The organism is Thermoanaerobacter ethanolicus JW 200, assembly GCF_003722315.1.
GTDB lineage: Bacteria > Bacillota > Thermoanaerobacteria > Thermoanaerobacterales > Thermoanaerobacteraceae > Thermoanaerobacter > Thermoanaerobacter ethanolicus.
Genome location: NZ_CP033580.1, coordinates 1,584,144 through 1,598,621, shown reverse-complemented (window position 1 = coordinate 1,598,621; position 14,478 = coordinate 1,584,144). Strand labels below are relative to the sequence as shown.

Below are 14,478 nucleotides of genomic sequence, written 5' to 3'. Positions count from 1 at the left end.
GAGGAAATTCTACATGTACCAGCTTCAATTGCTTTTAAATATACCTGAACTCTTTACCTCTCAGTCTAAAATTGATTTCTATTCTTCTATGTTTGAAAATCTTGACCTGTCTTCAATACCTGAATTCCCTTCCTCTAGTCCTGGCCGTAAGGGTTATTCTCACCATGCACTTTTTAGAGCTTTTATTGTCATGAAAGCTGAAAGATTCGGCACAATTTCTGACCTTTTAGATTATCTCCGCAATAATCTTATCATTGCTCATCTTTGTGGCTTCGACATTTCTAAACCTCTTCCTTCTTATTTGACTTTTCGCCGTTTTATTAATGACTTCTCTCATGATTATTTGACCTCTATTTTTCAAAATCAGGTCAATATCCTCAAAAATATGGGTATTATCTCCGGTGAGTTTATTTCCATGGATTCTACCCCTATTAAAGCTAACACTAAGTTAAATAACCCTAAGTCTTTTTCTAAAAATAAATTCTCTAAAGATAATCAGCCTAAGTCAGATAAGGATTGTAAATTAGGCGTTTATTCTGCTTCTAACGATTCTTCTAATAAACGCTATAAGTTTTATTGGGGCTATAAAAATCACATTATTGTTGATGCTATCTCTGGTTTACCCATCGCTGAAACTACTACCCCCGCTGATGCCCCTGATTTTGAAGCCGCTTTATCTTTGCTTGAGAAGACTAATAAGTGGTTTAACCTTAAGTATGTTAATTTTATTGCCGATAAGGGGTATGATGTTAAGAGAGTTTATAATTTTGTTAGAGATACTCTCCATGGTCATTGTTTTATTCCTCTTAACAAGCGTAATTCTAAAAATCCCCCACTGACTGATGATGGTTATATGGTTTGTGAAGCAGGTATTAAAATGCTCAAAGATGGCAAGCAATATTTTGATGGTTTTATTAAGCAAAAATTTGTTTGCAAGTTCTGTAATTCTAAAGATGACTCTGCCTGCCCTATTCAGCATCCTAAATATTTTAATGGCAAAAAGCATAGAGGCTGTACTAAGTATGCTATTATATCTTCTGATTATAGGTCCTCTATTAATAGAGACTCCCTATATTTTAAGGCTGTCTATAAATTGAGGATTGAATCAGAAAGATATAATTCCCGCTTTAAAGCTCTAGATTTTGAAAAAGCTTATGTTAGAAATATTAATTCTGTCAGCAACCTTAATACTTTTGGCCATATTACTTTGCTTACTGTCGCTATTGTAGCTATTAAACTGGGTAAATTTGATGAGTTTAGATCTCTTGTTGCTTTGATGCAATCGGCCTAATTTTTATTGAATCTATTTCATGCCATTTTTTAACATTTGACTTCTACAGGATATTTATGCCCTTTTTTAGCTCCTCTTTTTGTCTTTTCTTTTCCCTTACCACTTCCTTTATGTTTGATTGTCAGTGTTGATTACTATATATTGTATGTAATACATATTTTGGTTTTTGATTATGATTATTTTAATTAATTTTGCACATCCCTAATAAGTATAAGGTAAAGGACCTTTATATTCTCTATCAAATCCTTTTACCACATCATTCAGTCGATAACGGATAAGAGGAAAAATTTTGTTATACAATGGAGTTATGATTAACCTGCCAAACTCATCAACTTCCACATAATTCATATCATCCATGAGATACATACCTTCATACCAGCTAGTTCCCATACCTAAAAATATTGATTCTGTACAACCATAATAATCTATTACGTCAGCATCAAAAACAGAGCTTAAATAATTGGAAATTTCTTTACTTAAAGGCTCTCCTCCTGTAATTATTTTCTTAGGCTTTATATTTATTTCGCCTCTTTGTTGCATATCAGCCAATATTTTTATGCAGGAAGGATAACCAGCCAAATAATTAGGATTGAAATTTTTAATTTTATCTTTCCAAGTATCAATAGGGTCTGCAGCATTTAATACCATACTTTTAGCTCGATATTTTTTAATTCCATTCATAGCAAGTACAGTAGAAGCATAACCGCTGCCTACAGAAGCTACGTACAATACCTTTATAGGGAAATCACTCCATCCAATTTCCTTTTTCCCGCCTATGCTTATCCGAACCATATTGGCTTCTATCATATCCAAAGCATCTATATCATACAGAAAATTACAAGGCTTGCCTGTGCTGCCGGAAGTATGAACAAGGATATATTTTCCTATCCTCACCATTAATTCACTATTTTTCATTGCCATTTCTATCTCTTTGGAAGAGATAGAATCAGTAACTATATCAAAAAAATTATTTCTAATCATTTCTTTATCTATCACAGGCAATTCTTCAATAGGAACAGCGTCCAAATCTTTATATTCTATTCCTGCTCTTTTATAGAGAGTTTTATAAAAATTGCTGGAAGTATAGGCGTGTTTTATCATTTCTCTCATACGCTTACTGCTATATTCCATTATTTTTTCACGAGGCCATTTATTATGGTTATATAATTTAAATCCTTCCATCATCACCTTTATCATAGCTTATCTCTCCTTTAAAGTAGCACCTTTTGTAACCTATTTTTCCCTGACAATTATATTATATCTCAATTGCAAAATCTTGCTAAATCGAGTAGGAGCTGAATAATTATTTTATTCAGCGTCCTCTCACACCACCGTACGTACCGTTCGGTATACGGCGGTTCATTAGGAATTGTGTACAATTAGATATCTTTGGGATAAACTCTTATAACCTATGCTTTCAAAGTATTTATTTGTAAGAGTCTTATTTAGGATTGGGCTATTTGATATTCTCCAGTAGCCTTTCCTTGTATTGGCGTATTCCCAGGCTTTTTGTTCTTCTACTCCTAGTTTTACTAAGTTATCATGCTTCGTTTTTATCTTCTTCCATTGTTTCCATATACATGCCCTTAGTCTTCGCCTTATCCATTCGTCAAGGGTTTTCATTATGCTTTTCGCGTCTGCTAATCCAAAATAGTTGACCCATCCTGTTGTTATTTGATTTAGTCTTTTTATTCTGTTTTCCATGCTTATTCCCTTGTTCCGATTGGTTATTTCTCTTACTTTTTCCTTAAACCTTTTGATGGATTTTTCATGGATTCTTATTCTTACTTCGTTTTCTTTTGTATAGAATGAAAATCCAAGAAATTTTCTTCTCCATGGTCTATCTACAGCACTTTTTGCTTCGTTGACTTTTAGTTTTAATTTGCTTTCTATGAACTTCTTTATGCTCTTCATTACTCTGTTTCCTGCAGACCTGCTTTTTACATATATGTTGCAGTCATCTGCATATCGGCAGAATTTATGCCCTCGTTTCTCAAGTTCTTTGTCTAGTTCGTCCAACATTATGTTTGCTAATAGGGGACTTAATGGCCCTCCTTGGGGTGTCCCTTCTTCTGTTGATACTTTGATTCCGTTTATCATTACTCCTGATTCTAGGTATCTTCGTATTAACTTTAGTACCCTTTTATCTCCTATCCGCTTTTCTAGTTTGGACATTATTATGTCGTGGTTTACTCTGTCAAAGAACTTTTCTAAGTCCATATCTACAACCCACGTGTATCCTTCATTTATGTATGCTTCTGCGGCTTTTATTGCGTCTTTTGCACTGCGTCCTGGTCTGAATCCATAACTGCTATCTGAAAATGTATGGTTGTAGACTTTATTTAGTATTTGGGCTATTGCTTGTTGTATTAGTCTGTCTAGTACTGTAGGTATTCCTAGTAGTCTTACTCCTCCATCTGGTTTGGGAATTTCTACTCTTCGCACTGGTTGTGGTTTGTATTTCCCCTCCAGCAGTTGTTGTTTTATGGTTGCCCAGTTTTCTTTGAGATACGGTAGAAGTTCATCTACTTCCATCCCATCGACTCCATGGCTTCCTTTATTTGCAACAACGCGCTTGTATGCTGCTTCCATGTTCCTTCGTTCTACTATCATTTCAAGCATCTTGCTGGTATATCTTTGTACTTCGTTTCTTCCATCTTCCGACGCCGATGATATACTATGCACTTCCGTTGTCTTTTGAAATTCCATTTCTCTATTCAACGGATAGCCTCTTTGTTGAGTTGTCTGCAGTCTCTGCATATCTTTCGAGTCCATAAGATTTCCAAAACCTCCTAACGTTCGGTCCTTCCTTATCTATTCATGTCTAGATAAGTACTATGACCTCTGCTGACTTCTCAAGGTTCAGCCATACATCACTGCATGGGTTGTCACTTCAGATTTTACTTCCATGACTTATCCTTGAGACCTCCCCGGGTAAGAACGATAACTTTCATCTCATATATCTGCCAGATTTACTGTATGGGATTCGGGTAGTGTTGGACTTCGTTTTGTTACGCAAACTCATCCACCCCAATTCAGCCTCTTATCTGGTTCTTGTTCATCAGACCGAGATTTTGCCTTAAGCTTCCTTCAGATTCCACCTCACGATGGACACCCTTGCTCTTGGCTAGTGGTTCCCACTACCAAGCCCACAGCGGACTTTCACCGCCTAGCTATCGCCCATGCCGGGCGCACATAAAAAAATAGGCTTTCGCCTATTAAACAATTACTTCTATTTCTTTTAAATCTTCATCGGGTATAAGTGAAGCAGCCTCCTTATCAATTATTATAATTACATCGGGATGTAAAGCTAAAACAGTAGCAGGCACTTTAGTAGTCAATTGTCCTTTTATAGTTTCTTTTATTGCCTCTGCTTTATTTTTTCCAGAAGCCAAAAGGACAATTTTCTTTGCTTTCATGATACTTCCAAGTCCCATAGTAATCGCCTTTCTTGGTACTTCCTCTGCGCTTTTAAAAAATCTCTTATTAGCATTTATTGTATCTTCTGTCAAAGTAACTACATGAGTTTTAGTCTCTATGCTCTCCTCCGGCTCATTAAATCCTATATGTCCATTGACACCAATACCTAATATTTGCAAGTCAATCCCACCTGCTTTTTCAATTTCTTCTTCATATTTTCTACACTCTTCTTCTAAATCCTCGGCTATGCCATTTGGAATATGAACATTTTCTTTTTTAATGTTAATATGATTGAAAAAATTGTGGAACATAAAATAATGATAGCTTTGAGGATGGTCTGGAGATAAACCAATGTATTCGTCTAAATTAAAAGTAATGACATTAGAAAAATCTATTTCCCCTCTTTTATACATCTCAATTAAATGTTTATACATCCCCAGAGGCGTAGAACCTGTAGCAAGCCCTAAAACCGTATTATGTTTTTCTTTGATTTGCTTTTTCACAATTTCTGCTGCCTTTTTACTCATTTCGTCATAATTTACAGTTATAATTACTTTCATCTTATGGCCTCCTTATAGTAAAATTAAATTATTTGTATTTAAAAGCACATCGGCTACCGCCCCAATAGCAGAAGCATCTTCACCAAGTTGAGCTACTTTAATGTCAAAATCAAAAGGCACAATCCTTTTCACTTTCTCCTTTAACTCCTGGCGTATATCAATTTCATAGTTTAGGATGTCTCCTCCAATTATTATTGCTTCTGGGTTTAAAATACTTACAATATTGGCAATACCCATGCTTAAATTTTTAATAAATTGAGATACAGCTTGTACACAAGCAGGATTTTGTTTTTTATATTCTTTTACTACACCCTCAATAGTTTTTACATAAGACAAACTTTTAGAAACTGATTCAACTAAAGAAGACAAAGAAGCCTTTCTTTCAAAATAACCATAATCCTCGTAAGAATAAACTCTTTCAAAAGCATCCTCTCCTATGGCCATGTACCCTACTTCCCCTGCAGCGTAACTATTGCCTCGTAATAAAGTACCATTTACATATATTCCCGAGCCTATACCATTTCCTATGTTTATAAGCACAAAATTCTCTATTTCACAGCAACAACCAATCCATCTCTCTCCTAATGCGGCATAATTTACACTATTGTCTAGGTAGATATTATAATTAAAAATTTCACTCAACCTTTTCTTTAAATCAAAATTACTCCATTTCAATCCTGGTGCATCAACAATTCCTTTTTGTATATCTGTGATTCCTGGAAGACCAATACCAATTCCTATTATATTTTTATCTTCCTCAGCAAGTTCTTTTATCCCTTTCACAATTCCATTAAAAGCCTGTTCTTTAATGCCAGTTTCCCATTTTATCTTTTTTAAAATTTTCCCCTCTAAATTAGTCAGAATTCCTATCGAATTTGTAGATTCAACACTTATCCCTATAACAAATCTAGCATCAGGATTAAAAGAAAGCTGTATAGGCTTTCTCCCTACTGTACCTTTTTCTCCGTAACCATTTTCTATTACCAAACCTTCTTCAATCAACTCATCTACAATGGCAGAAATAGTAGATTTGCTCATTTTTAAAACTTTAGAAACCTCTATTCTCGATATGGGTTGCATCTTTTTAATAACATCTAAAACATTGGCTTTATTGATATTTTTAATTAACCCTGAAGTGCCTTTAGTATAGTCTTTCAATATCTCGCCTCCATTAGTTCATTATCTGAACTAATTATCTAAAAAAATTAGTTCGATATCCGAACATTTTCCTGTAATTATTATACCATAATAATTTGAAAAATGTAAATAATAAATTTTGAGACTACAAATATACAAGGAAGGTGTCTTATAATGAATAAAAAAATGAAATACATTGCAATAATTATTTTAATACTTTTTGTAGCCTTTGCTGGATTAGAATTAAAAACTTATAATTATGAAAGCAAAACTCCTGTTAAAAAACTTTATCCAACTCCTCAAATTTATCAAAGAGTATTAGTCTTTGCACCTCACCCTGACGATGAAACATTGGCTTCAGCTGGCCTTATTCAAGACACTATGAGATATGGTGGTGAGGTAAAAGTCGTAATAATAACTAATGGAGATTCCTTTAAAAGGGCAGTTATTGAAAATTATGACATTCCTTTTCCAACCCCTCATGATTTTTTGCGTCTTGGATACGATAGACAGAAAGAGACTCTTTCTGCTTTAAAATACTTAGGAGTAAAAGGGAAAAACATTATTTTTTTAGGATATCCTGATAAAGGTTTAGCTCCTCTTTGGTGGAAATATTGGAATGTACCTTATAAAAGCTTTGGTACTAAGACAGCAATAAGCCCCTATGATAATTCATACACTCTGAAAGTAGAATACAAAGGAGAAAACATAATAAAAGATTTAACAAAAATTATAAAAGAATATGACCCTACGCTTATTGTATATCCTCATCCAAATGAGCTTCATCCCGACCATTGGGCAACAAATAGTTTTGTAAAATATACCTTATATCTTCTTAAAAAAGAAAATCTCCCTCAATTTCTTTACATAGTTCATCGCACAGACTGGCCACTGCCTTTTGGAAAACACCCTCAATTAAATCTAAATCCTCCTCAAAATCTTTTGAAGACAGGAACAGAGTGGCATCTATACCCTCTTGCAAAAACCGATATTGACAAAAAGGGAGAAGCAATAATGATGTATAAAACTCAGATAAAAGTGATGAAAGACTTTTTATTGGCCTTTGACAGAAAAACAGAGCTGTATGGGTTTTATGAAGACGGTATATTGAAAAAATACAATAAAAACCGTAAATTTGATGATTATAAAGTGATAATAGATCCAGAATATGATAATTTTAGAGATTATGAAAATGGAAGTGTTGATATAACAGGAGTATATGCATACATGCAAAACAATAATTTACACGTAGCTATAAAGTGTAGACAACCTGCAAAGCCACTTTATGAATACAACTTATATGGTATACTATTTAAAGGTCATAAAGAAATTACAAGAATAAATGTAAAAGTTACAAATGGAAAATTAGTCAATAGAAAAGGAGATGTCAATATAAAAAATAGAATAGTTCATATCACTATTCCTATAAATATAGACTTTGATGCAATATATTTATCTGCTACCACTACTTCTAATAAATATCTTATTGACAAAACAGCGTGGAGACTTTTGAAAAAAGAAAAATAATCAATATCCTATTAACTTGTAGCCATTTACTAAAATTTTATTTGCAGAACTCATTTTGTAAATTACATCAATTTTTTCTTTTGAAATTGGTTTCACCAATAAAGCTACATTGCCTTCATTTAAAATATTTCCAGACTCCACCATCATATTGTCATTTATTTTTACATTCTCCAATATAGCGTTTATTCCAATGTAACAATTATCACCAATGTAAGAGTTAAATATTATAGTTTTTATATTGATATTACAGCAATTCCCAATATAGCATTCTCCCTTTATTATTGCTCCATTGGAAATAATAGCATTTTTCCCTATTTCAATTTTTGAAGCCCCTATTGTATTTATATTGACTCCATCATAAATACTTGCACCATCATTAATAACAATTTTACCCACTTTGTAATTTTCATCAACTTCATCTGCTCTAATAACAACATTAGGTCCTATGTAGACATTTTCTCCTACTACAATATTGCCAATTAAAATCGCTGTGTTATCTATGTAAGCTGTATGAGCAATTTGAGGAGAATTCCCAAATATATCTTCCCTAATCATAATTTCCACCTCATATAACCTAACATTTATATCAGGTTATAATACTTGTTTACATTATATCGCAAAAAAAGTAAATACACAACGAAAAAATGAAATTAAAAGTTTAGAAAATTTTATAAAATAAAAATGCCCTAAAAGCTTCATTTAAAAGCTTTTAAGGCTTGTTGTAAAAGATACAATCATGTCTTTTCCCCTTATTCCTCTACAAAATACCTTCCTTCACGGATATCCAAGATTATCTTTATAATCTTTTCTGTCAATAATTCAAAAATTTTTTCACCTTTTTCTTTTGTTGCAAGAGTAGCGTCTCCAGACATGGCATTTTCATAAAATACTTTTCCTCTGTCTTTAAAGTAAACCCTATAAAGAGGCTTTTTTAAATTTTTTGTCGCTTTATCCATTTGAACAAGTTTCTCGTTGTAATACAAAATAGCTGAGGTTTCATCTTCTCCTGCATGGCCTTGACCTTGTGTAATAGTAAGTATTTCCTTTGTAAAGTCCAGCCACCAATTTATTGTTAAAACTACCATTCCAAGCTGGACTAGCTTTTCACTGGCAAGATTGAGAGCATTTATGTTTCCCCCATGTCCGTTTAAAAAAATAAGTTTTTTAAGTCCATTTTCATATAAGCTTTTACCCACTGCATACACGTACTCCGCTAATACTTCTGAAGGCACATGAATTGTGCCAGGGTAGACAGATAAGTCGTAACTTTGCCCATATGGTATTTCAGGTGCAATCCACACATAATCGCCAATTTTTCTTTCAATCATCTCACAAAAAAGTCTAGGCGAAAAAATATCAGTTCCCAAAGGAAGGTGATGTCCATGAGCCTCAACAGAGCCTACAGGAATTATAACTATATCTGATTTTTGCAAGTTTTTTTGAAAGTCATCAGAAGCATAGTTTATTAAATACATGTAACTTCTCTCCCTATTTTGATTATTACAAATTAAGGATATCATAATTCAAATCAAATTTAAATATACCTACATACTACAATTATTTTTCTTCAAGTCGTTTTTTTCTTTCAAGATATTCCTCTTCGCTTATTTCCCCTCTTGCATATCTTTCTTTTAAAATTTCTATCGCATCCCTCTCTTTGTTTCTATTTTTTGTGCCTCGAAATAATGATATAATAAAGTATATTGCAGCAACTATTAAACCTATCTCTATTGCCATCCAGACAATGCTCCAAATAAATCCACCTATGCCATATCCCCAACCCCAGCCATACATCATTCTCATCATAATATTTTCCCTCCTTTCTTCCTTTCAAAAATAATTATACACCGCCATTATGAAAAACTTATGAACCAGTTTTTATAGGGGAATTTTAACAGTAAACTTACTCCCTTTATTTATCTCGCTTTCAACGTTTATTTTGCCTCCATGGGCTAGTACTATGGCTTTTGCAATCGAAAGCCCTATTCCACTTCCACCTGTTTCACGATTTCTTGATTTTTCTCCTCTGTAAAACCTTTCAAAAATAAAAGGAATATCATCTTTTGATATACCCATTCCATTATCTTCTACAATAAATACTGCATAATCGCCATCTTTATAAAAGTCTATTTTTATTTTGCCACCTACAAGAGTATATTTATTTGAATTTGATATTAGGTTAACGAAGACCTGTGCTATTCTGTCCTTATCACCAAACAACATAATGTTATCTTCTATGTTCTTTACAACTTCTTGTTCTTTTTCAGCAAAAGATGCTTCAAAATTTGTTAAAATGTTCTTTACTAATTCGCTTACGTCAAATTTGATTTTATTAAGCTTTAACATGTCAGATTCAAATTTATTCAATGTTTCAAGGTCTTTTACAATGTTTATAAGTCTTAAGACTTCTTCATTTAAACTTTTCAGTCTTTCATGCGTCGGCTCCCAAACCCCATCAAGCATTGCTTCAATATGACTCTGCAATGTTGTCAATGGTGTTCTAAGCTCATGTGCAATGTCAGAGGTCATTTGTTTTCTTAGTATTTCTTGATTTTTTAAAGATTCTCCAAGGTGGTTTATTGCCGCTGTGAGCTTAAATAGCTCTTCTTCTTTAGGTATATCATATACCTTTGCAGTAAAATCACCTTTTTCAAGCTTTTTAGCAACTTCCGTAATATTAACTAACGGTCTTGTAATATAATTTGACACATAAATACTTATAATCAATGCTATAAAAATAGCTATCACCGTTGCTATAACATTATATCTGCTAATGTCATATAAAAACTTAAAATCCAAGTCACTCATCATCATCGGCCCATAATAAATTATATCCACATATCCCACTGTTTTTTCATCCACAATGATGGGAAGAGTTTTTTTAGAAATATTTTTCTTATTCCATTTTCCCATCATATTCATCATATATGACATTGAAGAAAAATCCCATATAATCTTACCATCTTTATCTCTAAGTCTTAATCCATACCCTTCCATCATAGCTGCATGGCCAATTTCACGCCCTGTTGTACTTTTCCAACCTCCCTCAGATTTATACACTGCAGCAAGAGTGTTAGCTATATTGCTAAATTCTTTATCTGTTGACTTTGTAACATAATTTCCAAAGCTATTTATTATTAAGATGTTTGTTGTAATACTTACAATAACAATCGATATAAGAGCTATTGAAATAAATACAATAGCCGTCCTTGTTCTTAAATTATTTCTAAACATTTCCATCACCAAATTTATATCCAACACCATACACCGTTTTAATATACACTGGATTTTTCGTATCGTCTTCAATTTTTTGTCTTAAATTTTTAATATGTGCATCAATCGTCCTGTCATAGCCTTCATAGTCAAATCCCATAACTTTTTCAATTAATTCTTCTCTTGTAAAGACTCTGTTAGGATTGCGAATTAAAAACTTTAAAATTTTAAATTCGTTTGGAGTGAGATTTACAACTACTCCTTTTTTCTTCACCGTGTGTGCTTTAAAATCGACCACAAGGTCATCATTATTAAAAGACATTACTTCAGCAAGAGGTACATCATCACTTGTCCTCCTTAATATTGCCTTTACTCTCATAACCAATTCACGTGGGCTGAATGGTTTTGTAAGATAGTCATCAGCACCTATGGAAAATCCATTAATTTTATCACTTTCTTGAACTTTTGCTGTAAGCATCAATATCGGAACATTGGAAAACTGCCGTATTCTCTTGCACAGTTCCTCTCCTGAAATACCTGGCAACATAAGATCAAGTATAACAAGATCCGGTTTTTCTTTTTTTAATGTATTTAAAACGTTATTGCCATTGGTTTCGGTAATAACGCTAAATCCCTCATGCTCAAGATATGACTTTACAACTTCCAGTATTTTTATTTCGTCATCAACCACAAATATTTTCTTATTCATCTTCCATCCACCCTTTATTATTTTGCAGCAAAATTATGAATAACTTATGAAGATAGCTTGATAAACTTCTTTTAATATATTATACATCACAGTTTGCAAAAATCTAATCGCCTACTTTTGGAAATTATTTTAATTAAACTGTATTTATTTTCTCTTCATATTTTCTTCAAAAGTAAGTTTTAAAATAAAGGTGAAAGCAAGTTAACAATTTTTCGATAAATAGGGATGTGCAAAATTAATAAAAATAATCACGAACAAAAGCCAAAATATGTATGACATACAATATATAGTAATTAGGACTGACAATCGAACATAAAGAAAGTGGTAAAGGAAAAGAAAAGACAAAAAGAGGAGCTAAAAAAGGGCATAAATATCCTGTAGAAGTCAAATGTTAAAAAATGGCATGAACCAAATTCAGCAAAAGTTAAGCCGATTGCATCAGACCAACAAGGGACTTAAACTCATCAAATTTACCCAGTTTAATAGCTACAATAGCGACAGTAAGCAAAGTAATATGGCCAAAAGTATTAAGGTTGCTGACAGAATTAATATTTCTGACATAAGCTTTTTCAAAATCTAGAGCTTTAAAGCGGGAATTATATCTTTCTGATTCAATCCTCAATTTATAGACAGCCTTAAAATATAGGGAGTCTCTATTAATAGAGGACCTATAATCAGAAGATATAATAGCATACTTAGTACAGCCTCTATGCTTTTTGCCATTAAAATATTTAGGATGCTGAATAGGGCAAGCAGAGTCATCTTTAGAATTGCAGAACTTGCAAACAAATTTTTGCTTAATAAAACCATCAAAATATTGCTTGCCGTCTTTGAGCATTTTAATACCTGCTTCACAAACCATATAACCATCATCAGTCAGAGGGGGATTTTTAGAATTACGCTTGTTAAGAGGAATAAAACAATGACCATGGAGAGTATCTCTAACATAATTATAGAGTTTCTTAACGTCATAACCTTTATCAGCGATAAAATTAGTACCAGTCAGTTTAAACCAATTATTAGTATCAGCAAGTAAAGACAAAGCGACATCAAAATCAGGGACATCAGCAGGAGTAGTAGTTTCAGCGATGGGTAATCCAGAGATAGCATCAACAATAATATGATTTTTATAGCCCCAATAAAACTTATAACGTTTATTAGAAGAATCATTAGAAGCAGAATAAACGCCTAATTTACAATCCTTATCAGACTTAGGCTGATTATCTTTAGAGAATTTATTTTTAGAAAAAGACTTAGGGTTATTTAACTTAGTGTTAGCTTTAATAGGGGTAGAGTCCATGGAAATAAACTCACCAGAGATAATACCCATATTTTTGAGGATATTGACTTGATTTTGAAAGATAGAGGTCAAATAATCATGAGAGAACTCATTAATAAAACGGCGGAAAGTCCAATAAGAAGGAAGAGGTTTAAGGATGTTAAAGCCACAAAGATGAGCAATGATAAGATTATTGCGGAGATAATCTAAAAGGTCAGAAATTGTACCGAATCTTTCAGCTTTCATAACAATAAAAGCTCTAAACATTGCATGATGAGAGTAACCCTTACGGCCAGGACTAGAGGAAGGGAATTCAGGTATTGAAGACAGATCAAGATTTTTAAACATAGAAGAATAAAAGTCTATTTTAGACTGGGAAGTAAAGAGTTCAGGTATATTTAAAAGTAATTGAAGCTGGTACATGTAGGATTTCCTCCTCCTTAAGAAATATTTTCATGCTGTATATATAATAATTCGACAAATGGGAGGTGAAATCCTACATAAAAGATAAAAAATTCAAGAGTGATAGAAAAAAAGTATGTCTTCAGAATCGCTTAAATGAAGGCTTTTGAATTTTGCACAAGCCTATTCGATAAATAGAAAGGAGTTGAAAAGTATGGGTCTTATATTAATCTTGGCAATTGGCTTTTATTTGTACAAAACAGGTGACCTGCAAAGAATGATTAATAATTTACATGAAAACAAAAATTACCAAACAAACGAAGCAAAAAGAATACTTGATATACGCTTGGCTAAAGGTGAAATTACAGAAGAAGAGTATAACAAATTAAAAAGTATTTTGTAAAATTTAAATATTTAGAGAGGAGAAGAAAATAATGTTTGGAGGATATATGATGGGTGGTTTAGGTCGTTGGTTTGGAGGATATTATCCTTGTGGCTATGGAACTTGGTTCGGCGGTGGACTTACCAATATATTGTTCTTAATTTTAATAGGTGTAGTAATTTACTTGCTAGTAAAACAGATTAGAAATGTTAACTTTTTTAAAAAACACGATACAGATCCTAATAATGAAGCATTAGAAATTGCCAAGTTAAGATACGTTCGAGGTGAAATTACTTCAGACGAATATACAGAAATAGTTAAAATGTTAAAAAAATAAGCTAAATAATTTGACATTATTGTTGTTTACATTGCTCCTATTGACATTTTATGATAAATTTTTTACAATATATTGAGTAAAGGGGAGTAGTTCGCATAGCTTATATGTGGTAAAGTCAACATATCGGGAAACCCTGGCTTTACCTTAAAGAACGAGACCTTTACATAATATGTTTTACATATTATGTAAAGGTCCTAATTTATTTATAGAGCAAATATAAT

Annotated in this window: 14 protein-coding genes; 4 read left to right on the top strand and 10 right to left on the bottom strand. The window is 32.7% G+C overall.

Annotation, left to right across the window (positions count from 1 at the left end; translation table 11 throughout):
* Nucleotides 1–13 precede the first annotated feature (13 nt).
* Nucleotides 14–1,291 carry a transposase gene (locus EB239_RS07910; RefSeq protein WP_129545126.1) on the top strand — a complete coding sequence of 426 codons (1,278 nt, stop codon included), beginning with the start codon at nucleotides 14–16 and terminating at the stop codon, nucleotides 1,289–1,291.
* A 201-nt stretch (nucleotides 1,292–1,492) separates the two neighbouring features.
* On the opposite strand, the gene EB239_RS07905 is transcribed toward EB239_RS07910, so the two are convergent.
* The 4 genes from EB239_RS07905 to EB239_RS07885 form a co-directional block, all read right to left on the bottom strand.
* On the bottom strand, nucleotides 1,493–2,488 hold the full coding sequence (locus EB239_RS07905; protein WP_003871543.1) for a phenylacetate--CoA ligase family protein: 996 nt from the start codon (nucleotides 2,486–2,488) through the stop codon (nucleotides 1,493–1,495).
* 165 nt (nucleotides 2,489–2,653) lie between these two features.
* The gene (ltrA, locus tag EB239_RS07900) at nucleotides 2,654–4,066 is read right to left on the bottom strand and encodes a group II intron reverse transcriptase/maturase (protein ID WP_129545087.1); all 1,413 of its coding nucleotides are present in this window, start codon (nucleotides 4,064–4,066) and stop codon (nucleotides 2,654–2,656) included.
* 443 nt (nucleotides 4,067–4,509) lie between these two features.
* Nucleotides 4,510–5,271: a glucosamine-6-phosphate deaminase gene (gene nagB / locus EB239_RS07890; RefSeq protein WP_003870958.1), complete on the bottom strand. Its 762-nt coding sequence runs from the start codon at nucleotides 5,269–5,271 to the stop codon at nucleotides 4,510–4,512.
* Nucleotides 5,272–5,283: 12 nt separating this feature from the next.
* Nucleotides 5,284–6,429 (bottom strand): ROK family transcriptional regulator, encoded by a 1,146-nt coding sequence (locus EB239_RS07885; protein WP_003870957.1) that lies wholly within the window; start codon nucleotides 6,427–6,429, stop codon nucleotides 5,284–5,286.
* A gap of 153 nt (nucleotides 6,430–6,582) precedes the next feature.
* Here EB239_RS07885 and EB239_RS07880 point away from each other — a divergent pair, with 153 nt between their 5' ends.
* Nucleotides 6,583–7,935 carry a PIG-L deacetylase family protein gene (locus EB239_RS07880; RefSeq protein ID WP_003870956.1) on the top strand — a complete coding sequence of 451 codons (1,353 nt, stop codon included), beginning with the start codon at nucleotides 6,583–6,585 and terminating at the stop codon, nucleotides 7,933–7,935.
* On the opposite strand, the gene EB239_RS07875 is transcribed toward EB239_RS07880, so the two are convergent.
* The 6 genes from EB239_RS07875 to EB239_RS07850 form a co-directional block, all read right to left on the bottom strand.
* Nucleotides 7,936–8,490 (bottom strand): LbetaH domain-containing protein, encoded by a 555-nt coding sequence (locus tag EB239_RS07875; RefSeq protein WP_003870955.1) that lies wholly within the window; start codon nucleotides 8,488–8,490, stop codon nucleotides 7,936–7,938.
* A 194-nt stretch (nucleotides 8,491–8,684) separates the two neighbouring features.
* Complete coding sequence (locus EB239_RS07870) at nucleotides 8,685–9,410, bottom strand: creatininase family protein (RefSeq protein WP_003870954.1); 726 nt, start codon at nucleotides 9,408–9,410, stop codon at nucleotides 8,685–8,687.
* A gap of 82 nt (nucleotides 9,411–9,492) precedes the next feature.
* Nucleotides 9,493–9,741: an SHOCT domain-containing protein gene (locus EB239_RS07865; protein WP_003870953.1), complete on the bottom strand. Its 249-nt coding sequence runs from the start codon at nucleotides 9,739–9,741 to the stop codon at nucleotides 9,493–9,495.
* A 72-nt stretch (nucleotides 9,742–9,813) separates the two neighbouring features.
* Entirely contained in the window at nucleotides 9,814–11,199 is a 1,386-nt protein-coding gene (locus EB239_RS07860) for a sensor histidine kinase (protein ID WP_003870952.1), read from the bottom strand.
* Nucleotides 11,162–11,857, bottom strand: a complete 696-nt coding sequence (locus tag EB239_RS07855) for a response regulator transcription factor (protein ID WP_003870951.1) — start codon at nucleotides 11,855–11,857, stop codon at nucleotides 11,162–11,164. The genes EB239_RS07860 and EB239_RS07855 overlap by 38 nt, the downstream gene beginning before the upstream one ends.
* A 424-nt stretch (nucleotides 11,858–12,281) precedes the next feature.
* The gene (locus EB239_RS07850) at nucleotides 12,282–13,559 is read right to left on the bottom strand and encodes a transposase (protein WP_129545125.1); all 1,278 of its coding nucleotides are present in this window, start codon (nucleotides 13,557–13,559) and stop codon (nucleotides 12,282–12,284) included.
* A 193-nt stretch (nucleotides 13,560–13,752) separates the two neighbouring features.
* On the opposite strand from EB239_RS07850, the gene EB239_RS07845 reads away from it, so the two are divergent.
* Together EB239_RS07845 and EB239_RS07840 are read left to right on the top strand one after the other, a co-directional pair.
* Nucleotides 13,753–13,941, top strand: a complete 189-nt coding sequence (locus EB239_RS07845; protein ID WP_003869450.1) for an SHOCT domain-containing protein — start codon at nucleotides 13,753–13,755, stop codon at nucleotides 13,939–13,941.
* A 31-nt stretch (nucleotides 13,942–13,972) separates the two neighbouring features.
* Entirely contained in the window at nucleotides 13,973–14,257 is a 285-nt protein-coding gene (locus tag EB239_RS07840; RefSeq protein WP_003869451.1) for an SHOCT domain-containing protein, read from the top strand.
* Nucleotides 14,258–14,478: the final 221 nt, after the last annotated feature.

What these genes read in the sequence shown, in the direction of transcription:
- EB239_RS07910 (WP_129545126.1), top strand. Translation starts at nt 14, where the DNA reads ATGTACCAGCTTCAATTGCTTTTAAATATACCTGAACTCTTTACCTCT.
- EB239_RS07905 (WP_003871543.1), bottom strand. Translation starts at nt 2,488, where the DNA reads ATGATAAAGGTGATGATGGAAGGATTTAAATTATATAACCATAATAAA.
- ltrA (WP_129545087.1), bottom strand. Translation starts at nt 4,066, where the DNA reads ATGGACTCGAAAGATATGCAGAGACTGCAGACAACTCAACAAAGAGGC.
- nagB (WP_003870958.1), bottom strand. Translation starts at nt 5,271, where the DNA reads ATGAAAGTAATTATAACTGTAAATTATGACGAAATGAGTAAAAAGGCA.
- EB239_RS07880 (WP_003870956.1), top strand. Translation starts at nt 6,583, where the DNA reads ATGAATAAAAAAATGAAATACATTGCAATAATTATTTTAATACTTTTT.
- EB239_RS07875 (WP_003870955.1), bottom strand. Translation starts at nt 8,490, where the DNA reads ATGATTAGGGAAGATATATTTGGGAATTCTCCTCAAATTGCTCATACA.
- EB239_RS07870 (WP_003870954.1), bottom strand. Translation starts at nt 9,410, where the DNA reads ATGTATTTAATAAACTATGCTTCTGATGACTTTCAAAAAAACTTGCAA.
- EB239_RS07865 (WP_003870953.1), bottom strand. Translation starts at nt 9,741, where the DNA reads ATGATGAGAATGATGTATGGCTGGGGTTGGGGATATGGCATAGGTGGA.
- EB239_RS07860 (WP_003870952.1), bottom strand. Translation starts at nt 11,199, where the DNA reads ATGGTGTTGGATATAAATTTGGTGATGGAAATGTTTAGAAATAATTTA.
- EB239_RS07855 (WP_003870951.1), bottom strand. Translation starts at nt 11,857, where the DNA reads ATGAATAAGAAAATATTTGTGGTTGATGACGAAATAAAAATACTGGAA.
- EB239_RS07850 (WP_129545125.1), bottom strand. Translation starts at nt 13,559, where the DNA reads ATGTACCAGCTTCAATTACTTTTAAATATACCTGAACTCTTTACTTCC.
- EB239_RS07845 (WP_003869450.1), top strand. Translation starts at nt 13,753, where the DNA reads ATGGGTCTTATATTAATCTTGGCAATTGGCTTTTATTTGTACAAAACA.
- EB239_RS07840 (WP_003869451.1), top strand. Translation starts at nt 13,973, where the DNA reads ATGTTTGGAGGATATATGATGGGTGGTTTAGGTCGTTGGTTTGGAGGA.